This is a genomic window from Pseudoalteromonas porphyrae (assembly GCF_001298125.1).
GTDB classification, from domain to species: domain Bacteria; phylum Pseudomonadota; class Gammaproteobacteria; order Enterobacterales; family Alteromonadaceae; genus Pseudoalteromonas; species Pseudoalteromonas neustonica.
On record NZ_LHPH01000001.1, the window covers coordinates 1 to 22,233 of the forward strand.

At 40.3% G+C, this 22,233-nt stretch carries 17 protein-coding genes and 1 pseudogene; 9 read left to right on the forward strand and 9 right to left on the reverse strand.

Going from position 1 to position 22,233, the window contains the following annotated elements; translation table 11 throughout:
- Window positions 1-33: 33 nt before the first annotated feature.
- Window positions 34-129, forward strand: a pseudogene (locus ADS77_RS22585) (phage integrase N-terminal SAM-like domain-containing protein); the annotation flags it as partial.
- A gap of 75 nt (window positions 130-204) precedes the next feature.
- A complete protein-coding gene (locus ADS77_RS00005) occupies window positions 205-1,131 on the forward strand; it encodes an integron integrase (RefSeq protein WP_054452671.1) in 927 nt (308 codons plus the stop codon).
- 93 nt (window positions 1,132-1,224) lie between these two features.
- Here the strand turns inward: ADS77_RS00005 and ADS77_RS00010 are convergent, their stop codons facing one another.
- The 4 genes from ADS77_RS00010 to ADS77_RS00025 all read right to left on the reverse strand — a co-directional run bounded on the left by ADS77_RS00010 (window position 1,225) and on the right by ADS77_RS00025 (window position 4,971).
- Window positions 1,225-1,893 carry a GntR family transcriptional regulator gene (locus ADS77_RS00010; protein ID WP_054205919.1) on the reverse strand — a complete coding sequence of 223 codons (669 nt, stop codon included), beginning with the start codon at window positions 1,891-1,893 and terminating at the stop codon, window positions 1,225-1,227.
- A 344-nt stretch (window positions 1,894-2,237) separates the two neighbouring features.
- Window positions 2,238-3,734: an aldehyde dehydrogenase (NADP(+)) gene (locus ADS77_RS00015; protein WP_054452171.1), complete on the reverse strand. Its 1,497-nt coding sequence runs from the start codon at window positions 3,732-3,734 to the stop codon at window positions 2,238-2,240.
- Between the two features lie 13 nt (window positions 3,735-3,747).
- The gene (locus ADS77_RS00020) at window positions 3,748-4,749 is read right to left on the reverse strand and encodes a 4-hydroxyproline epimerase (protein ID WP_054452173.1); all 1,002 of its coding nucleotides are present in this window, start codon (window positions 4,747-4,749) and stop codon (window positions 3,748-3,750) included.
- 3 nt (window positions 4,750-4,752) lie between these two features.
- The gene (locus tag ADS77_RS00025; RefSeq protein WP_054452175.1) at window positions 4,753-4,971 is read right to left on the reverse strand and encodes a hypothetical protein; all 219 of its coding nucleotides are present in this window, start codon (window positions 4,969-4,971) and stop codon (window positions 4,753-4,755) included.
- Between the two features lie 269 nt (window positions 4,972-5,240).
- Between ADS77_RS00025 and ADS77_RS00030 the strand changes: the two genes are divergently transcribed.
- The 3 genes from ADS77_RS00030 to ADS77_RS00040 all read left to right on the forward strand — a co-directional run bounded on the left by ADS77_RS00030 (window position 5,241) and on the right by ADS77_RS00040 (window position 8,591).
- A complete protein-coding gene (locus ADS77_RS00030) occupies window positions 5,241-6,530 on the forward strand; it encodes an NAD(P)/FAD-dependent oxidoreductase (protein ID WP_054452178.1) in 1,290 nt (429 codons plus the stop codon).
- Between the two features lie 25 nt (window positions 6,531-6,555).
- Complete coding sequence (locus ADS77_RS00035) at window positions 6,556-7,776, forward strand: M24 family metallopeptidase (protein WP_054452180.1); 1,221 nt, start codon at window positions 6,556-6,558, stop codon at window positions 7,774-7,776.
- 155 nt (window positions 7,777-7,931) lie between these two features.
- On the forward strand, window positions 7,932-8,591 hold the full coding sequence (locus tag ADS77_RS00040; RefSeq protein ID WP_054452182.1) for a DsbA family oxidoreductase: 660 nt from the start codon (window positions 7,932-7,934) through the stop codon (window positions 8,589-8,591).
- 75 nt (window positions 8,592-8,666) lie between these two features.
- Here ADS77_RS00040 and ADS77_RS00045 read toward each other — a convergent pair whose 3' ends face one another.
- Window positions 8,667-9,167: an AAA family ATPase gene (locus ADS77_RS00045; protein ID WP_054205912.1), complete on the reverse strand. Its 501-nt coding sequence runs from the start codon at window positions 9,165-9,167 to the stop codon at window positions 8,667-8,669.
- 403 nt (window positions 9,168-9,570) lie between these two features.
- Between ADS77_RS00045 and ADS77_RS00050 the strand changes: the two genes are divergently transcribed.
- The 4 genes from ADS77_RS00050 to ADS77_RS00065 all read left to right on the forward strand — a co-directional run bounded on the left by ADS77_RS00050 (window position 9,571) and on the right by ADS77_RS00065 (window position 17,082).
- A complete protein-coding gene (locus tag ADS77_RS00050) occupies window positions 9,571-11,607 on the forward strand; it encodes an ATP-binding protein (protein WP_054452184.1) in 2,037 nt (678 codons plus the stop codon).
- On the forward strand, window positions 11,600-13,813 hold the full coding sequence (locus tag ADS77_RS00055; protein WP_054205910.1) for an EAL domain-containing protein: 2,214 nt from the start codon (window positions 11,600-11,602) through the stop codon (window positions 13,811-13,813). The genes ADS77_RS00050 and ADS77_RS00055 overlap by 8 nt, the downstream gene beginning before the upstream one ends.
- A 306-nt stretch (window positions 13,814-14,119) precedes the next feature.
- Entirely contained in the window at window positions 14,120-15,415 is a 1,296-nt protein-coding gene (locus ADS77_RS00060) for a hypothetical protein (RefSeq protein ID WP_054452186.1), read from the forward strand.
- A 254-nt stretch (window positions 15,416-15,669) separates the two neighbouring features.
- Window positions 15,670-17,082, forward strand: a complete 1,413-nt coding sequence (locus tag ADS77_RS00065) for a YfcC family protein (RefSeq protein WP_054452188.1) — start codon at window positions 15,670-15,672, stop codon at window positions 17,080-17,082.
- 150 nt (window positions 17,083-17,232) lie between these two features.
- On the opposite strand, the gene ppiC is transcribed toward ADS77_RS00065, so the two are convergent.
- The 4 genes from ppiC to ADS77_RS00085 all read right to left on the reverse strand — a co-directional run bounded on the left by ppiC (window position 17,233) and on the right by ADS77_RS00085 (window position 22,231).
- The gene (ppiC, locus tag ADS77_RS00070; protein WP_054205907.1) at window positions 17,233-17,511 is read right to left on the reverse strand and encodes a peptidylprolyl isomerase PpiC; all 279 of its coding nucleotides are present in this window, start codon (window positions 17,509-17,511) and stop codon (window positions 17,233-17,235) included.
- 93 nt (window positions 17,512-17,604) lie between these two features.
- Entirely contained in the window at window positions 17,605-18,030 is a 426-nt protein-coding gene (locus ADS77_RS00075) for a thiol-disulfide oxidoreductase DCC family protein (protein ID WP_054452189.1), read from the reverse strand.
- Window positions 18,031-18,093: 63 nt separating this feature from the next.
- A complete protein-coding gene (ygjK, locus tag ADS77_RS00080) occupies window positions 18,094-20,472 on the reverse strand; it encodes an alpha-glucosidase (RefSeq protein WP_054452191.1) in 2,379 nt (792 codons plus the stop codon).
- Entirely contained in the window at window positions 20,462-22,231 is a 1,770-nt protein-coding gene (locus ADS77_RS00085) for an MFS transporter (RefSeq protein ID WP_054452193.1), read from the reverse strand. The genes ygjK and ADS77_RS00085 overlap by 11 nt, the downstream gene beginning before the upstream one ends.
- Window positions 22,232-22,233: the final 2 nt, after the last annotated feature.

Here is a 22,233-nt window from a genome sequence, read left to right on the forward strand (position 1 = left end):
AAATCCCCTTTTCTTAATAGTATTATCAACTATATGTATAGCCATCACTATGCTAAAAAATCTATTGAAACTTATGTATTTTGGATTACTGCCTATATCCATTTTCATAATAAGCGGCACCCTACCAGTATGGGCAATAATGAAGTAGAAATATTTTTAAATCACTTAACAGTCACTAAAAAAGTGGCAGGTATTATCAACTATATGTATAGCCATCACTATGCTAAAAAATCTATTGAAACTTATGTATTTTGGATTACTGCCTATATCCATTTTCATAATAAGCGGCACCCTACCAGTATGGGCAATAATGAAGTAGAAATATTTTTAAATCACTTAACAGTCACTAAAAAAGTGGCAGCGAGAACACAAGCAACCGCTTTAAATGCACTTGCTTTTTTATATAAACATATTATTAAGAATGAGCTTTCATTAGATTTAAATTTCATTAAAAGTAACCGTCAGCAGAAACTTCCTGTCGTACTTACACAAACTGAGGTATCGCTATTTTTTAGAAATATAAATAAACGACATTATTTGATAGCAAGCCTGCTATATGGAAGTGGTTTACGGCTGATGGAAGCAGTAAAAATAAGAGTTCATGATATTGACTTCGACTATAAAAACATACGTATTTGGAACGGAAAAGGTAATAAAAATCGTATTGTGACACTTGCTGAAGAATTAATACCAATGCTAAGAAATCAAATAATTCAAGTTGATGAATATTTACAGTTAGATTTAAAAAATGATGCGTACGCCGGTGTATGGATGCCTTATCGACTTAGTAAAAAATACCCAATCGCTAATAAGTCATTACAATGGCAGTTTCTGTTCCCATCACATAAATTAAGTACAGACCCTGAAACAGGAGAAATAAGACGCCACCACTTAGATCATTCAGGGGTAAGAAAGGCAGTAAAATTGTCTTCGGCAAGAGCACAAATTAATAAACACATTACTCCGCATACCTTACGCCATTCTTTTGCAACACATTTACTACAAAGTGGTGCTGATATTAGAACGGTTCAAGCGCAACTAGGCCATAGTGATGTGCGAACAACTCAGATATATACGCATGTTTTACAACAAGGTGCAAATGGCGTGATTAGTCCATTCTCTAGGTTATAAAACAGGTAAAAAGGACAGCCGTATATTTTTGTCAAATAAATTTAACGCGTTAAAGCACATTATATGAATGTGCTAGCAAAAGTTTACGAAAAGCTACCTTTTTTCGTCTTCTATTTTAAGTAGTAGCTTTTTAATGTCGTTTTTGGCACCCAATATATGTTTTTTCAAAAAGTCACAGGCTTTTTTAGTATCTTTTGCGCGGCAAAACTCTAGTAAAGTACGGTGTTCTTCTGGCGCTGTGGTTAGGCCACCGGCTAACAATATATGCATACGAACATAACGCTCTGAATTTTTACTATACATGTCAACCAGCTCACGGGTTTGTGGTCTCTCTGCGCGGCTATAGAGTTTGCCATGAAAACGGCTATTTAAATCGCCCGTTGCTAGGTGAGTATCGCCTGCATCCATGGCGCTTTCAAGCTCAGTTAAAATAAGCTCTGCGTCGATTAAATCTTGATCTGTTAAACCACCTATTGAATGGCTTAGTAGCTCGGCTTCAAGCAACGCTCTTAAATCAAAGATTTCATCAATTTGTGATGCTGAAAGCTCTGTGGCCGTGGCTCCTTTGTGTGCTTCGAAGTTAACAAGCCCTTCGGCTTCAAGCTGCAATAGAGCTTCACGTACAGGAATACGGCTTACGTTCATCTCTGTTGCCAGTGCCGCTTGACGTAAAGGTTCGCCGGCTTTAATTTCACCAGAAAGAATTTTTGCGCGAATTGCTTCTGCGACTAATTGGGTACGGGTTTTGTGCTCGATAGCCATGGTGATCCTCTTATACCAATCGTGTTAAGTTACTGACCAATTATAGCGACAGGTAAATGGAGTGATAACAAGGCATAAATTTTGACATGGTGTTGCTCTCGGCAATTGCTCCTGCATTGCTCTACCTCCTGCATCCATGCAGTCGTACATGAAAAATTTATAACGCAGTTAGCGCTTTATTTAGCTCGCTAGAATGGTTAAATATTTAAGTCGATTGGTATTATATTGCATTTGGCATACATTATACTCAAATTCACTCATATGCCAAGTTAGAATCTGCCTGAACCCTCTATAAATAGGGGATAAGCGGGAAAATACAATCTGTAAATCCCGCCCAATAAATCTTATGCTTGATAACAAATTGGTCGCATAAAACGTAACATTGCATTTGTGCCCACAGAGGTGCTGCGTACATCGGTTGAGCTGGGGAATGGCCCACCGTGGTTCATTGAACCGCACACTTCAACACCTGTTGGCATCTGATTTTTTATCAAACGGCCTACTTTATATTGCAGCGCTTCGATAAGGCTATCGGCTTTGTTTAAATCAGCTTCAGTGCCATGAACACTGGCTGTCAGCTGCCCTTGTAATTGGTTTATCAATGTCATGAGCTGGGCTTCACTGTCGTAGCGCACCACTAATGCAGCAGGACCAAACACTTCATCTTGCAAAGCAGGGGTTGTTAAATAATCATCGGCATTGCACGCGAATACATGCGCATTGGCATGAAACGCGTGCTCAAGCTTGCCTTTACCCAATACGCTTAGCTGATCAAGTTGGCAACGTTCTGCTATTTGCTGTTTAAACGTGTTAACAATTCCTGGTGTAAGTAAAGTGTCTGACGCGGCATCATTAATGCACGTGGTAATGTGTGCTTCAAGCTCATCACATCCGGTTGGTACTAACCAAAGCCCAGGGCTGGTACAAAATTGCCCGTTGCCCATAAGCATTGACTGGCAAAGTGACTGTGCGATTTCTTTGCTGTTTTCAATCGCTTTATTGGGCAAAATAACTTGTGGGTTAATACTGCCTAATTCGCCATAAAATGGGATTGGCTCTTCACGATTCGCAATCGTTGCTTGCAGCTTGCTTGCCACATTAAATGATCCGGTAAAACCCACCGCTTTAATTGATGATGCTGCAACTAGCTGATGCGACATGTCATACGCTTTGCTTTGTATCATTGCAAATACCCCTAAAGGCATCGCACATTCTTTTATAGCGGCAAACGCTGCACGTGCCATTAGCTCACCTGTACCAGGGTGCGCTGTGTGGTTTTTTACAATCACTGGGCAACCTGCTGCCAATGCTGCTGCCGTATCGCCACCAAGTGTTGAAAAGGCATACGGAAAATTAGATGCACCAAATACAGCAACAGGCCCCAGTGGTAAATAGTTAAGCTCAGTATGTGGTTTTGGTAACGGTGCTCTTGTTGCATCGGCCTCATCCACTATTTTTAAACCCAGTGGTGATGCAGGGTTTTCGCGCAAGGCACTGGCAAACGCTTTAAGTTGATTTACGGTGCGCATGCGCTCGCCTTGTAAGCGTGCAAGCGGTAGGTTGGTTTCTTGATGTGTTTGCTCAAGTAACTCATCCCCAAGCGCTAGAATGTGATCAGCAATACACGTTAAAAAATCAGCTCGTTGTGCAAAACTGGTTTTACGGTACTCATAAAATGCCGATTGCGCGGCCTCTATGGCACCGTCTAATTCAGTGGCACTGAGATTAAAAAAGCGCGTTGGTAGTGGTTCATTGCGTGCTGGAGAAAATGCGTTAAATTCACCATTCGCTGAATCACCAACCCATTGCCCTGCGACTAAACTTTGTCCTGTTAATGTCATGCTTTGCTCCTCATTAAATTACTTGAAACCCAAATGCGTATGGGTCATCGTCATCCACAGTGATCGCGCTTGTGCCCGTCACCCTAGACCAGCCTTGAATACTTGGTAAAATAGCTGTTATGCCTGCGATTTTTGTTACGTGTTCAATGCAACCAATAAACTGGCTGCCAATATAACTTTCGTGAATAAACTTTTGCCCTTGAGCCAACTGCCCTTTGGCAAATAGCTGTGCCATACGCGCGCTGGTGCCTGTTCCACATGGCGAGCGGTCAATGGCTTTATCGCCATAAAAAACAGCATTTGCTGCATCTGAATTGGCACTTTTTGGTGTGCCTGTCCATAAAACATGGCTTGCACCTTGAACGGTTGGATCAAGCGGGTGAGTACATTGAACTTTCGCGTTTATCGCATCACGCACCAGCGGGCTATACTGCAAAATTTGCCCAGCGGTTAAATGTTCAATGCCTTTATAATTACACTGTGGCTCAACAATAATGTAGAAGTTGCCGCCATAGGCGATATCTACTGTCAGCTCGCCCAGCTCAGGTATATCAATAACTATCGATTCGTGCGCTAAATAGGCAGGAACATTATAAATTTTTACCCACTGCACTTTGCCATCAGTCATTTCATAATTGATTTGTACACGCCCAGCAGGCGTGTCCAACAGCAGGATTCCGGGTACTTTTGCATGTAATAAGCCATGCTCTAAAGCAAACGTGACTATGCCCATTGTGCCGTGGCCACACATGGGTAAACACCCTGATGTTTCAACAAATAAAATGGCTGCATCGCCATCTTCTGTGGTGGGTGGATATAAAAATCCTCCCGACATCATGTCATGACCACGAGGCTCAAACATCAGTGCTTGGCGTATCCAATCATGATTTTGCAAAAAATCTTGACGCTTCTCACTCATACTCAGCCCGCTCAATTGTGGATGACCACTGGTTATGAGCCTAACGGGGTTACCACAGGTATGCCCGTCAATACAAAAAAAGGTCCCTTTGAGCATAACTTAGTCCAATTTAAATTTTGTTAAGTTAATAGGGCTTGCCATCACTTGACTATAAAGCGAGACGTCAGCTGCTTGCTCCTTTGCCATTACAATCATGCCGTGAACACCTTCGTTATTAAGTTCATCGATCATTTTTACTGTTGTTGCACAATTAATGGCGTCGTCTGCATAAAACTGAGTCGTTACTGCTGCACAGACACCTTGCCAAGTTACTGTCATTTTAATTACCTGATTGATGTTTAGACTTGATATAGTAAGTATATTGTATACAATAATCAATATCCCGACTTAAAGTTTGTTAGAAGGTTTATCTTTTGAGGCTTTTTAAAAGTTGGGAACAACCATTTAAGCAGCTGAAAAACAATGCTTATTTACTGATTTAAAACAGCAGGATTTTTTTCATAAATCACGGTTTAAAGTGAGATGCAATGTATACGCGCCTGTAAATCAAGTGCTTAGTATTACTTTTATAGAAGAGGTAAGTTATTTTGGCGGATAAAAAAAACCAGCAAGTCGCCGTTATCGGCGCCGGTATTATTGGTATTTGTAGCGCATTACAATTACAGCGCGCAGGTTTTGCAGTCACCTTATATGATGAAAGTGGTTTAGCGCAAGGGTGCTCTAAGGGCAATGCAGGCCACTTTGCTACTGAGCAAGTGTTTCCGCTTGCGCACCCTTCTCTATTAAAAAAGCTACCCGGTATGTTATTCAATCCATTAGGGCCACTTCGGATTGATTGGCGTTATGGGTTTAAAGCCCTGCCTTGGTTTTGGCAATTTGTTAAAAATATGCCAAGTAAAACTTATCGCGCTAACACACAGGCACTTAAGGCATTAAACCAACTAGCGATCCCCGCTTATGAGCGCTTACTCAGTGAGTATCATTTAGGCCATTTATTAACTAAAAAAGGCAGCTTATTGACCTTTGAAACCACTCCTCTTAGTAAAATTAAATCCATGCTAGACAGCTATCTTGATCAGGGTATTGCAGTGGAGTTACTTGATGACGAACACGTACGCCTACTAGAGCCCAATTTGGCTAAAACAATTACCTACGCTTTATTATTTAAAGACGTGGCCCACAGTGTTGATCCGCATTTATTTTGCCTGCACTTAGCTGAGCAATTCAGCGCTTTGGGCGGCCAATTTTGCCAACAAAAAATAACCGCGATACAACCAGTAAAGCAAGGTTATACACTCAGTTATCATGATCAAAAAGTCACAGCTGATAAAGTAGTCATCGCCGCAGGCGCATGGAGTAAAACACTCCTTAAACCTTTAGGCTATAAAGTCCCCCTTGATACTGAACGTGGTTACCATTGTATGCTAGCCAGTAATTACGGCCTTTCACGCCCAGTGGCCTCTGCCGAACGTCACTTTATTATGACCCCGATGAGTCAAGGCCTGCGTATTGCAGGCACCGTAGAATTTGCCGGCACCGAGCGTAAAATGAATAACAAACGCGCATTGGCATTATTACCTAATGCTAAAGCACTCCTTAATAAGTCAGCCATTTCATTACATGCTAGCAGTACCTGGATGGGGTGTAGGCCATCGCTACCAGATTCATTACCTATCATTGGCAGCGCCCCAAACCACGATAACCTGTATTTTGCTTTTGGCCACCAGCACTTAGGATTAACGCAAGGCGCTGTAACCGCAGAATTAATAACCGCACTGTGTTTAAACCACCCGCCGCAAATAGATATACAACCTTATTGTGTTAGCCGCTTTTCAACGCAACCCGCTTGCAGTAAAGCACAGCCACACGCACAATAGCCGCATATAAATAAAGGAGAGCACCATGACAACATTCGGTATTGGTACGCAAAATAAAGAACAAGCACTCGCAAGCCTAAGCGATATGACGGGCGATTTAACGCCTATTCAAGCTGATGAACACCTAGCACGTATTGCCAACGCACAAACCTACATGCAAACCAATGGTATTGATGCAATTTACCTAAATGCAGGAACTAACCTAACCTACTTTACCGGCATGCGTTGGTATGCCAGTGAACGAATGGTGGGTGCAATATTACCGGCTAAAGGCGACGTACAATACATAGCTCCGTTTTTTGAAATTGGCTCACTTAATGGTTTTAAAGTTATTGATGGGCCTATTCGCGGTTGGCAAGAGCACCAAAACCCTTATGCCTTATTTGTTGAAATACTCGCAGAAATGGGCATTGCTGCTAATGGCACTGTTGGCATTGACGAAAGCGCACAGTTCTTTATTTTTGATGGTATAAACAAAGCACAAACCGGCTTAAAACTGGTTAATGCACAACCCGTTACCGCACATTGTCGTATGCATAAATCTGCCAACGAATTAGCATTGATGCAACGCGCTATGGACATGACTTTAGCAGTACACCAAGCAACAGCCAGCATGCTACATGAAGGCATTAGCACGAGCGAAGTAGAAGCTTTTATCAAGCAAGCGCATCAAAAAGTCGGCGCGCCAGGCAATTACTTTTGTATCGTATTATTTGGGCTGGCAACGTCATTTCCTCATGGCGTAAAAGACCCACAAATTCTTAAAAAAGGCGATATGGTATTGATTGATACGGGTTGTAAAGTGCATGACTATCTATCAGACATTACGCGTACCTATGTATTTGGTGAAGCAACGCCGCGCCAACGCCAATTTTGGGATTATGAAAAAGCCGCGCAAATTGCCGCCTTCAACGCCGCAAAAATTGGTGCGCCTTGTGAAGCAGTCGATGCCGCCGCGCGCAGTTACTTGGCTGCCCAAGATTTAGGCCCAGAATATCAAACGCCAGGTTGCCCGCATCGCACTGGTCACGGCATTGGTTTAGACATACATGAATGGCCTTATTTAGTGGGTGGCAATAAAACCCCACTCGCAGCAGGCATGTGTTTTAGTAACGAACCTATGTTAGTTGTACCTGATGAATTTGGCGTACGCTTAGAAGATCATTTTTACATGACTGATAACGGCCCTAAATGGTTTACCCAGCCGAGCCACAGCATAGAAGACCCATTTGGTTTAGCTAATTAATTTACTCTCAACTAGCCTATCATTATTCACTGCACGGTAAATTTTTACCGTGCAGTTTACGCACTTATTTTTATAAATTGAAAATCACGCCACTTGAATTAACCCCTTAACGCCTGCATATAGACCTGTACACACTGTAAAAAATAAGCTCACCGATGAAAAAGCTAAAAATCGACATCGTTTCAGACGTAATGTGCCCGTGGTGCATTATTGGTTATAAAAACCTTGAAACAGCCCTTAAGCAATTAAGTGACGAATTTACAGCTGAGATCAGCTGGAAACCATTTGAGTTAAATCCGGATATGCCAATCGAAGGGCAAGATTTAAGCGAACATTTAGCACAAAAATACGGCCTGAGCGAAGAGCAAGGCGAGGAAAACCGCAAACGTATTTTAGAAATGGGCGAACAAGCGGGTTTTGCCTTTAACTTTGATGGTAAACGCATCATGATCAACAGCTTTGATCTGCACCGCTTACTCACTTGGGCTGCCAGTAAAGGCAAACAAACCGAGCTAAAACTGGCATTATTTAAAGCCCACTTTACCGATTTAGTCTTTTTGAACGAGCAAGAAAACCTACTTGATGTAGTACAAAGTGTTGGCCTTGATAGAGCCCGCGCAAAAGAGATTTTAGACTCAGGTGAGTATTTTCAAGACGTTCGCAGCGAGCAAAACGCGCTACAGCAAATGGGTATCACCTCAGTGCCAACGTTTATTATCAACGATCAATTCGCGCTTACTGGCGGCCAACCAAGCGACGCATTTGTGCAAGCATTTAAACAAATAACCGAGCAAGAAGCGCAACAACAGCAGTAAAATAACAAGCCACGTAATTCAGAAGGTCACCTCTTAACTTTACGTGGCTGTTTTAACAAATGATAAATTTTTATTCTAAGTTTTACTTCTTATTATCTCTTTGTAATTACTAAACTCGCTCGGGCTTGGCTCTTCAAAATACTGGGTAACTTGATTAAACACTGCTTTTGTATCAAAGTTAGCTCTTGCGGGCTGCTCAATGCATCGTTGCGCTATTTGCTTAAGACATAACTCATTACTGACTTTTAAATAAGTAAACTCAATTTTCGTATCAGTCGTAGTTGCTAAACTTTTTAACCAAGCTCGCTGCTTTGTGGTATTTGCGGGGAAGTCCATAACGACACTCGCCCCTGTTTGCAAAATATTTTTTACATGGATTGTGAGCAAAGGCCTGAGTAAACGTGAAAATTTCATGTAATCGTTAAACGATTCGATTTGTTCTGGGTAAAGTGCTGCTAACCACTCATCTTCACTGAGTAGTACTGCATTTTGCTCTGCAGCCACTTTTTTAGCGGCAGTCGATTTACCTGCCCCCATTTTTCCACAAAATAAAAATAACTTTCCTTTCACCAGCATAAACGTTCCTTAATTCATTACTGTACTTAAATTCAAGTATTATGTTTGCTGCACACAAAACATAGCATGCACCATAAAATCACAATACAAATTTAAATACCCACTTTAGGCAGTACTTGTTATCAGAATTTAGGCTTCTAGTATGAAGTAATATCATAAGATTAGCTTATCAGCCTAGTGAATAAAACTTTAATTACGCTAATATTAAAGGTTGTATTAAACGCATCACAAAAACACACTCTAACAGCGAACAACTACCTCTAAGTAAAACCAGTAATGCGTGTTCTTTCTTATTTTTAAATAACTTATGAATAGTTATATAAAATGTAAATGAATTAGCAAGTTTACTATTTCTGACTAGACTTAGTTAAAAGTAATGAGTTAAATTTAGTCAAGGCAATCAATGAGTACCAAAAAACAGTCCATCGCCACCCGCATTAATATTTTATTAGCCGTAGTTTCCTTAGTGATTATTACTTTTTCTACGACAGTGATCTATTTAAGTTCTAAAATTAGCAGTGCTACTGAACGAGTCGCTAATAATGACTTACCTGAAGCACTAAATACATTAGCGATGCTTGAAGAGTTAGGAGATATGAACTCCAACTTATTAGAATACTTATTAGGGGAAGAAGAAGAGCAGCAAGAGTATTTTGGTAACTTTGATGAATTTATTCGCTTTCATGCGCTTATCCCAAATACCACAAAAGATTATAATACACTTGAACAAGTCGTTAGGCTTGTTGAGGGTCATAAAAAACAAGCCATATCACAAGTCTTTGAAATATATCATCCTGAAAATGAGCGCCGTGCAACAAAACAAATTAATGATTTAATTATTAATGTGGGTAAACCATTAGAAGCATTGCTTGATGAAATGAAAGAAGAAGAAATTGCTGATGTAGGCTCAGGTGATGACCCAACCGATATTATTAATGATGACTTGCCTGGCGTACAGTATTACCTAGAGCTGGTGGACGAAGCTGGCGATATGCTCGCTGATTTAGATCGCTTTGTATTAGATGATACTGGAGCAAAACGTAGTTTTTATGAAAACGCACTACAATTTGAAAGCTATTTTGCTAGATTAAAACCGTTAGAACAAAAACCACAAGAGTTAATTCGTATCAATGAAATAGAGCGACTATTTTTTGAATTGAAAAATGGTGGTACTGAAATTTTTCGAGTTTATCAAACCAACAGTAAAGACATGGCAACCAAAGCCATTGACAACTTAGAGCATCAAACTTTCAGCGTCGCTGAAGATTTGCTAGATAAACTCTCAAACAATGCCCGGGCTGAAGTTCAAACATCAATGACTGATTTAGGGGGTATTTCGCAAGAGATTTCACTCGTCTTATTTTTTGCAACATGTTTACTCGTCATGTTAGTCGTCACTGTTATTTTTTATACTCGTAGAACTATTTTCACTCCCTTAACGCAAATAACCACAGCCATAGATAAATTACGTAAAGGTGAGCGTAATTTTGAATTGACCGACTATGGTCGCAATGACGAACTAACCGATGTGTTAACGAGTTTAAAAGAGTTTCAACTCGAGTTAATGGAATTAGATCAGCTGCGTTTAAATGAGCAAAAAATAAAACAAGAGCTACTCATCGAAAGAGATAACGCGAATCAATCTTTAAACCAGTTAAAGGATACGCAATCAAAACTAATAGCAACTGAAAAAATGGCTTCATTAGGTACGTTAGTCGCGGGAGTCGCTCATGAAGTTAATACTCCATTGGGGGTTGGTGTAACTATGTCGAGTGCTTTAGCGAGTAATTTAAAACAGTTTTTAAGTAAAGTGAAAACGGGGGTATTAAGTCGACAAAATTTAGATAGTTTTGAAAAAGAATCAGAACAATCTCTTGATCTACTCGAAAGTTCGTTACAGCATGCAGCAGAATTAATTCATAGCTTTAAACAGGTCGCTGTTGATCAAACGAGCAGTAAACGTAGAGAATTTAATTTACTAGAAACTCTCAATGAAATTGTGTCAACTTTACACCATAAAATTAAACGTACCGGTATTTCTTTATCTGTTGATGGGCCAGAAAACATCAAATTAGATAGCTTTCCTGGGCCTCTGGGGCAAGTGATCACTAACTTATTTAATAATGCAATTTTACACGGTTTTGATAATAGATCCGATGGTGAAATACACATACGCTTTAATCTAGTTGGTAACGAAGTCCGTATATTATTTGCTGATAATGGTGTTGGCGTACCCGAAGAAAATATTAAAAAATTGTTTGATCCCTTCTATACCACTAAGTTAGGTAAAGGAGGTTCGGGATTAGGGTTAAATATAGTACATAATATTGTTTGCGACCTGATGGGTGGCAGTATTCACGTGGAAAGTCGAATTGGCACCACCTTTGACATTAAATTACCGTTAATTGCACCAGCTCAAAAGGAGGAAACCAATGGGTGATTTTTTCTTAAACCTTATTGATGATGACGAGTTAGAAACAGTAGCAGACCAAAATCAGCGTCATTGGTTAATCGCTATTATTGATGATGAGCCATCAGTGCATGATGTGACTAAATTAGCACTTTCAAAAACAAAAATTCAAGGGCGCGATTTAAAATTCATTAGTGCTTTTAGCGGCAAAGAGGGCTATCAGTTATTAAATGATAACCCTGAATGTGCCGTTGTGCTACTTGATGTGGTAATGGAAACAGCCGACGCAGGTTTAGTTTTAGCGAAGAGTATTCGTGACGAAATGCACCGCGCTAATTTACAAATAATACTGCGTACTGGGCAACCAGGTTATGCACCAGAAGAAAAAATCATCTCAGAATACGAGATCAATGACTACAAAACAAAAAGTGAGCTAACTCGAGATAAGCTATTTACCTCGTTAGCAACCGCTATTCGTTCTTTCAGTCATTTGCAGGCATTAGAAGAATCTAGAACGGGGTTAAAAAATGTCATTCATGCTTCTGCTAGCCTGATGAAGGAGCGCTCTATTCATGAATTTGCATGTGGTGTATTACAGCAAATGAATGCACTCTTCAACCTATCATCACAAGGGATTTTTTGCGTTTCACAAAGGCCGCTTAATGGCCCTTTTTCAATAGAAAAATCAAAGAACGACAGCTTTTTAGTGGTTGCTACAACAACTCAATATAATGACTTTTATGGCAAAGACATTTATGACGATCTATCAGGCGTTGCACCAGATATAGCACAGCGAGCACTGGCGGCGAAAGAGCATATATTAGAAACAAATATAAGTGCATTGTATTTAGCTACACCATCACAATGGCAAGGCGTAGTCGTTATTGAAGGTAAATTAAACTTATCCGATATAGATCAAGAGTTATTGAAAGCATTTTGTTTAAATATTGCTATTGGATTAGAAAACGCAAAATTCTTCAGCCATTTGAACCGTTCAGCTTACTACGACTCGCTAACCGAAATGTACAATAGAGAAGGTTTAATCCACTTTGCGCGAGAAATTCGCTCACAAGCAAAGAGATCCCTAAGTTTATACATTATTGATATTGACTACTTCCATGACATTGTTGATAGCCTTGGCTTTGAATTTGGTAATGAAGTGCTCATATCTATGGCATCAGTACTTAAACGAATATTCTTAAAAAATGCCAGTATTGCGCGCTTACATTCAGATGTATTTGCGGTTCTGATTGCTGATTCTCAGTGGCGACTTAAAAACCTCATATTAGAATGCTCTCGCCCTATAACACTCTCAGGCAGCTCCATGCGTTTAGGGGTCACGCTTGGTGAGTCTAATTGTTCTGTTGACGAGGAGTTTGATGTCGAGTTACTTGTACGCCATGCAAAAATGGCATTAAAAGTCGCTAAAGAAAATAAACGCGGTATGGCGCAAGCTTTCGAGCCCAAGTTTGAAGAGGAAACTATTAATCGTTTAGGCATTTTAGCTGAGTTTAGAAATGCACTGGCTAATAATGAACTATTTTTAATGCTACAACCTAAAACATCCATGAAAACTGCCGAAGTCGTCGGTTACGAAGCGTTAATTAGGTGGCAGCACCCTCAAAAAGGTTTAGTTCCTCCTAATGCATTTATCCCTGTTGTAGAGCAGGCTGGATTATATTTTGAGTTAGATATGTATGTGTTTAGAACGGCATTAAACATCATTAAAGAATACCCACAAATAAATAAGCCTATATCTGTGAATATCTCAGCAAACTCACTGCATCATCATGACTTTATCGATGAACTAAAGAAGATAATTAAACAAGAAAAAGCCGATTTAGGCAATATTGAACTAGAAATAACAGAAAACTCACTGGTACGAAGTGATATGGCTATTTTACATTTAAATGCGCTAAAAGATTTAGGTTTTACTTTATGTCTTGATGACTTTGGTGCAGGTTACTCGTCATTAGCGTATTTACTAAAACTGCCTTTAGATGTAATAAAAATAGACCGAGCTTTTATTAACTACATCACGGAAGATAAGAGTGCACGGGTTTTACTCAAAGGCATGTTACAAATATGCAAAGACCTAGATAAAAGAATTGTAGTTGAAGGAGTCGAAACGCAAGAGCAAGTCGATATGCTTACAACGTATGATGTTGATGTTGCACAAGGTTTTTTTTACTACCGGCCTATGCCTATTACACAAATACTTGAAAAAGCATTATAGCCGACATTTACTCTCAATTACGATCGTTAACCTGAATTTTGGGAAATAAACCTCTCTCCACAAGCTGTTTTGACACCGATATAAGTAAATAAAATCCCTTATATCGGTGTCAAAAGTGGCTGTAATTTAATTTTGATCGACTAAAAAGTTTTAATTTAAAATCCTCATAGATATTTTGAGCTAACTTTCTTGGGTATATTAAACGCTTCTCCTACCTCTGCCTCATCATCCGTGTAATAGCGTGTAATAAACATCTTTTTAACATTCTTCTACAGTAGATTGTGAAATACTCAACAGGAGAAAACTATGAAAACATATTTCAAAAGGAAACGTTTTTTAACATCTCAGAATAATTTCATAAAAAACACACACAAAAAATGTAAGCCTGTGTTGCTCGCATTAACTGCGGTTATTGCATCGTCATCGCAGCTGGCAAGTGCGTCTACTTATCAAATGGCGACGCCTGCAAATGATGATGGGCAAGGCAATTTTGTTTTTTTTGATCGACACATTGTCGATTGTGGTAGTGATGCCATCAATTCGCTCCATCTGTTTAGGCCTACAGCAACACAAATTGCGTATGAATACGGATGTACTAACCTCAATAGCGCAATAAATAATGACGTATACACCCCAGCTAATGATGACGGCGGTGGTAACGTTATATTTTTAGATCGCCACACTGTAAATTGCGAAGGAAAGGCACTGCAATATTTGCATTTACAAAGAGCAACCGCCAGCACTGTTCAGTACCATTATCAATGCAGTGACAAGACACTTAGTGACGTAAGCGATTACTTTACTCCTGCCAATGAAGATGGTGGCGGTAATGCCGTTTACCTTGATAGACATCATGTAAACTGCCCAGAAAATGAGGTACTGAGCTACCTTAGACTTGAAAGACCCACGGCAACCACGATGCGCTATCACTACAAATGTGGTACTTTCAATGAGGCAACCACCTATGGATTTACAGACTCTTTTGCTGCTAGTAATTGGAATATAACAGGCGTTGGCACTGCAAATATGTCTGAATCAGCTTTAAGTGCGTCCGTAAATTACGGTGGGGGTGGTGTAACAGCTTCAATCACAATGCCAGTAAGCGGCGTTGTTAACTTTGATTGGGATATTGCTATTAACTCAGCGGGTCAGTATGGCGATGTTATCCGTTACGTTATCAATGGCGTTAACTTCGACTTATCTACAGCAGGGAGTGCCTCAGGTGCTGCGCAAAATATCACAATCAGCGCTGGCGATGTATTTGAATTTTTGACCTGGGGGACAACCAAATCATCAAGTTATAATGCGACGTTTGATAACTTTAGTTTTATACCTGACAATACGATAATTGCTCCTCAGTGCGCTTTCTCTGGTGATAATCAAGGTCGTAATGATCCAGGCTTTACCGGGCAAACATTTATATATCATAACACCAGTTATGGCACAGATAGATTTATGTGGGATGGCGTATCTAAAGGCGAAGTACCTATCGGTACGGGCTCTGTGACCGATGCTGAGGGTAATGTATTTACAGCCGGGGCGCTAGTATCTCATCCATACTCAGATTTATGGTATTACGAAATTTGTGTAAATATGCCGTAACGTTTATATATTTAGTTGAATGTATTTTTATATATTATTTAAAAAGGTTAACTCATGCGGGTTAACCTTTTTATTTTAATCTGAACTACCTAAATCAATAAAGTAAGCTTGAAACACGCTTAGTGTCTACAAGCCGTTACAATCCTTTACAGATAACTGTCCCTATTATTATCTCGTTTTAAGCAACTCGTGATATTCTTTGGAAAAAAGCAGCACCTCTTTTTTGCTGTGCAAATTACATTTATGGAGAATTTATGAGTAAAACACTCAAAGTCCCTCATACCTTAATTTTACTATTGGGTATGATGGTCACCGCTTTGATTGCTACTTGGTTAGTACCACAAGGTTTTTTTGATACTACATTGTCTGAGTCTGGCCGTGAAATGGTCGTAGCGGGTACCTACCAAACAGTTGCTGAACGCCATTACCTTACCCCATGGGATTTACTTACTGCAATTCCGCGTGCCTTTGCCGCTGCGCAAGATGTGATATTTTTTGTATTAATTGTTGGTGGTGTACTTGCCATAGCGCGTGCAACAGGCACCGTTGATGCACTAATTGGCCGTTTACTCGAACGCCACGGCAAAAAACCACAACGTTTGATTTTTATGGTGGTCTTTTGTTTCGCATTAGCCTCTAGCAGCATTGGAACGGCGGGTGAATATATTCCGTTTGTGCTAATTTTAGTGGCTTTGTGTAAAGCAATGCGCCTTGATGCAATGACTGCGGTAGGCATGATTGTAGCGGGTTACGGTATTGGTTATGGCGTATCCGCTTTTAACCCCTTTACTGTATTGATTGCACAACAAATTGCTGAAGTCCCTGTTTATTCTGGTTTATGGTTACGTTTAGCTATATTTGTGCCATTTGTACTAATTGGTTTTCATCATGTGTGGCAATACACTCAAAGAGTTGCAAACGATCCAAGTCAATCAATGATGCTTGATGTGCCTTGTCCGCTCAAAGATAAAGCAACTCCACATTACCCTGAACTTGCAATGCGTCATAAGCTTATCCTTGGTAGTTTCATTGTTACACTAGGTGTTGCTGTCTGGGGCATTGCAACCAAAGGCTGGTACTTATACGAATTAGGCGGTGTATTTATCGCATGGGGCGCATTAATTGCGATACTTGGGCGCCTATCTGCTGATGAAACTGCAAATCGCTTTATTGAAGGTGTTTCAGACTTAGTTACGACTGCTATTTTAATAGGTGTTGCTCGTGGTATAGCATTAATTTTAGAAGATGGACAAATACTTCACAGCTTAGTACACGGTATGTCACTGCCATTATCTTATGTGAGCGCTGAAATATCAGCGATTGGCATGTTAGTAATTCAAACAGTGTTAAATACCTTTATCCCATCAGGTTCTGGTCAAGCCTATGTCACTATGCCACTGATGGCACCACTGGGTGATTTAGTGGGTGTGCCACGCCAAGTTGCAGTACTTGCTTATCAATTTGGTGATGGCTTTTCAAATATGATTATCCCTACCAACGCAGTATTAATGGGTATTTTAGGCATGGCGGGTGTGCCTTATGGACATTGGTTCCGCTTTTGTTTACCACTATTAATTAAGCTAATGGTTGCCGCATCAATTGTGTTAGTGCTTGCTGTTATGTTTGGTTACGGCTTGGATGTACAACCAAGTGCCGTTGGCAGCTAACTTACTGAATACTTGAACGTAAAAAATCACCTTTTTTAGGTGGTTTTTTACGTTATAAGCCACTAAAATTGCTAACCGCAGTCGCAAGCTCTTTCTCGCTAAAGCGTGGCCTACAGCGCCATTATCGCTAACTTGCTGCTGGCTGTATTTTTAAGTTCTATAAAGCACTTTTATCACGTGCCAACCAAATTTAGTTTTTACTAAATGTGGTTCTAATATTTCTGCACCAAAGGCTACTTTATCAAATTGAGGAACCATTTGACCGCGCTTAAATTCACCTAAATCACCGCCTTTTTTACCTGATGGACAAGATGAGTGCTTTTTTGCGAGCACTTGAAATTTAGCACCTTTTTTTAACTGCTTGATGATATCTTCGGCTAACTCTTTATGTTTAACCAAAATGTGTAATGCGTGTGCTGTGCTAGCCATTGCTTATCTCTTCTATTTTAACTGCACCAATTTTAACACAACATCATACCCACATTATAGACTGAGGTAACTATATCAAAATGGATTGATATTTTATAAGTAATGCTGATCATAGTCAGCATTGGGTATAAGGCAGTAATCATATTTACCAAATAATGCATAACGATTAAACGCAATGCGATCATACGCCCAATTGCGCACGCGCTTAGGTATTATTCGTAATATTTTAGCCATACGCCACGGCCAACCAAGCTGTATTACAACATCAATAAACGCATCACTTTGCACAGTGCACATACTTTTTTCAATATAGAGCATGGTTTTAAAACTATCCGTTGGATAATTAAAGTACTTAAGTATCGCCTGGCCTTTTGAAGATTGCACACTGCATAATTTAAAACACAGTTTTTTGTCATGCTTTATTATAAAATTACACCACGCACTGCAAAGCTTACACTCTGCATCAAAGAGAATTATTTTATTACTCTCGATTATTTTTTTTGTATCAATTTTAGGCATTACTTACTCCATCTCATCTGAACAAAATGCCTTAAACGTGCACATTAAGCAACGCTTTGTTGCTTAATGTAACTCACACCAACGTCCTTGTTGCTGTGTTATTAGTAACAAATGTGCGGCGCTCCACGAGAAATTAGGCGCGCCTTGTTGCTCGCCCGTCAAAGGGTTATAATTTTCACGAATAGGGGCACTTGCCAATAAGCCATCTGCATGACTAAGTAACTGTTCACTTAGCTTTTGTGCCTTTTCACAGTAACCGTAATGGCTCATGCCCACTAAACCAAAATACAGCTGATCAAGCCATACTCGACCTCGCCAATAGATATCAGCACCAAAAGCAGGGTTGCTCAAAGCCGCGCTGCCAAGTGGTACATAGGTATTAAACTCTTGTTCATCAAGCATTACATCAACCACTTGCTGCGCTTGTTCAACACGTGCTACTTGATTAAATAGCGGCGACCAGCCTTCAGGGCCTTTACCGCGCTTAACTAACGGCTTGCCTGCGCAACCATTTGCTAACGGTTGTGGTGCTATTTCAATGTCATAATAATAGCCCGTTGTTTTATCGAACATACATCTATTTATATACGTTCTTAGTTTGGCCGCTTGTTTTAAAAAGTATCTCGCTTGGCGAGGATAATTAAGTACCCGCGCCATTTTACTTAAATAGCGATTATCTGCTGCCATGTATGATGCCTGATCAACGGATTCTTGTAATAATGAATAACCGATCAAACGCCCCGTTTTATCAAAATTTGAGGCAAAGCCTACGTGCCAGTCACTCGCTTTACCGCCTTTTTTTACATACTGCGCCAGTTGTTGACTATCAATAAAGCCAAATACCGCAGCATCATCTCGCCCCGACTCCCAAGATGCCGCCGTTTGTGCAGGGATCTTTATTTGTTTTTGCGGATGGGCCCTAAGCTCATTTTTATAGTTTTCAAGACCGCTTCGCTCAGCCCAACCCGCTGCTGCTAGCACCTCGAAGCGTAATTTACCGTCATCCGTTGTATGGGCTTTATCAACTGTTGCGCCATACTCGGGCACGCCATTGCCATTGTGATCTCGATTAGTTAGCCACCAGTTTCTATAGCCAACCAACTTTGGGAATATTTCAGCAAGCCACTGTTTATCATTGGTATATTTGTATACTTGCCACACAGCCCAGGCCGCTAAACTGGGTTTAGTATTACGTTCGTTCCAGTTAGTACCATCGCCACCACGTTCAGAACTGACATTGTAAGCCACTAAATCAGGAATAAACCCCACATCCCACGGCCTAACTTTATCCGCTGCCGTTATTTGATGCTCAAACACCGCATTTAAGTTCTGTTTTGCAAGCGCTGAGTTAAACGTTGCCAATGCAAATGCCTGTTTATAGCTGTCCCATGGCCAGGTTTGATTGCCCGAAAACCAACGCCCAGTTACCGCAGGGCTTACGGTATCAAAACCAACAGCACCTGCTTTACCTCGCCAATTACCGAGTAACGTTTCAACGCTTTTAACAGCTAACTTTTTATGTGTGTTGTCTGCACTGGCTAACGGGCGCAGTGCATTATTAATATAGCCCTGCCAACGCGCAGCACTGCTGGCTAAATATTGCTCGGGTTGTTTTAAAATATCTTTTATAATAGCCTGCTCGCTTGCCACTTCTTGGCTATTTAATAAGTACGAATAAGTTGTATAAAACGTGGTGTCGGTATCAATCGTTGTTTGGCTTACATAACTTAATGCATCGTGCGTGGTACTGACTGATAACGTTTTGTGTAATTGTAACTGCGAGCTGCCAGAAGTTAGCAACTGGCCATAAGCGCGTACTTTGCCAAATAATAGCGCGATAGCGTTATTACTCACTTGCCATTGAGGTAGCAGTTGCGGGTGCACTTCAAAAGGTGAACGCGCATCTTTTACAGTACCGTCTTGAGCTGTTAAGTTACTCACCAACCGCCCTTCCCATCGTAAAGTGAGTGGTTGATTGGTTGTGATCTGTGTTTTAACTAACGAAGTGCGATTGCTTACAAAACGTAACTCCATGCGAATACTTACGCCATCCCCCATTAATTCTTGTACTAAAGCGCCCGGCAAGCTGTAACTATTCATGGCGAGTTTAACTTTACGACCTTGGTCTTTATATACACTGAGTTTTTCTAAATAAGGGGCGATAAAATTAAGGTATTCTTCGGTAATAATTGCAGGCCCGGTAAAGCCCCCCATATTATCAACACTTGGTAGTAAATGACCATGCCATGCGCCTAAGTCAAATAATGGACTAAACCGTTGATGCCCGCCTTTAGCAAAATCTTGCATGTAATATGGACTACCAGTACGATCAATTAAGTTTTTATAATGACTATTTCCATCACTCACTGGTTCATTTGCTGTGGCTTGCAAACTCAAAGCCATCATGGCAGCCATTAAAACAAGTCGCTGTTTAAGTTTCACTGTTGGTATCCTTATTATTTCGCGCTAGAAGGTAAAAACCAAAGCCGGTGATAAGCGCAATCACTGCAAATAATAGCCACATGAGTGCCGGACGTTGCAGCTCTTTCACTAAGTAACCATAGCTCCACCCTGATAAAAAACCAGCAAATAAAAAGCCCAGCGCCATAGATACAAAATAGTAACCCATGAACATCGCAGCGCTATTTTTAGGGGCAATACTGGCTACATATTCTTGGCTTTTTGGGGAGGTGAGCATTTCACCAAAGGCGATCAGTAAAATAACGGTGATCATTACAGCTCCGCCCAGTTGCGTCATTAATAAACCCGCGCTCATTAGCAATAACAATAAAAAGGCACCCGCAGTAACAATCAAGCCACTGATCAAAACCGATATCACCTTAAATCCTTGGCATTTTAAACTAACGATTATTTGTAATAATACAATGGCCGCAAAGTCTAAATTAATCAGGTACTCGGGGTTAACTTGCCGGTAAACCAGCCATTGCTGGGCAAGTTGTTTGCTTTGTTGCTGAGTAAAATCGCTAGTTGCTATTTGCTCAATAAAAAGCGCTATTTCACTCACTGGCACGTTTACTTTTAGATGCACTAATTCAAGGCGTATTGCTTCAAGCTCAGTGCTCGTTAAAGGTGATGAAGATGTATAATTGACTGACAAAAGCTGAATTTTTTCACTCAATGCCCCACTATCAACAAACGCAAAAAAATCCACCGTTGATTGACCAAAATAACTGAGTAAAACAACCAAATCTTGGGTGTTTGTATAATCACGTATAAACAACGGTAAAGTGTAAAATAGCTGATTATACACAGTCCAAAATCCAGTCAATATGGCTAAGTACAAGGCAAAATTACGGTTACTTACCCGCACTGGCTGTAAATACCAGTTATGGCTTTGCTTAGTGCTAACGCTTTTATCCCACAACCAGTTTAATCCTAGCCATATTACAATTAATACAAAAGCTTGCGTATAACTGAGCCAACTCACTCCTGCGGTCATTAGAATAATCACGCAAGTAAATAACAATAGTGCAAAGCGGCTATTGCCCAATACTTGTTGAGCTTGTTGTAATACCTGTTTAAAGCTGGTATTTACTTGTGAAGATGGTGTGGCTTCGCGATAAAACAACAGCGGAATAAAGTTAAGCAATATCCACACGGCCGACATTACAAATACCGCATCCCAGCTGATCGCACGCATATAACCGGCGACTAATGGGCCAATAAAACCGCCCAAATTAACCATAGTGTAAAAAATACCAAACCCTAGGCCACGGTTAGTATCATTAGTGCTGCGACTAATCGTGCCAACCACGACAGGTTTAAAACACGCTGCGCCAAATGCCACCAACATTAGAATCATAAAGAACGAATTAAAGTCAGTTACTTGACCTAAAAAATAGTAACTAGGCGCCATAATTATAAATGAAATAATAAACAGCTTTTTATAACCATACCTATCGGCCAAAGCCCCGGTTAGCACAGGCAGCAAATATAAAAAGAAGGGAATAATACCTTGCACTGCGCCACGTTGTGCATCATTAAAACCCACCCCACCTTGCTCAACTGGGGTAGTCATATAGACAGATGAAACCGCAAAAAAACCATACCAAGCTAAGCGCTCAAAAATCTCCATGGTATTAGCAATATAAAATGCCAAACCAAAGCCTTTATTAGCTGGGGTTTGTTTACTCTGCTTTGCTGCTGAGTTGGTTGTTATTGGTATTTGATTATTATTCATAG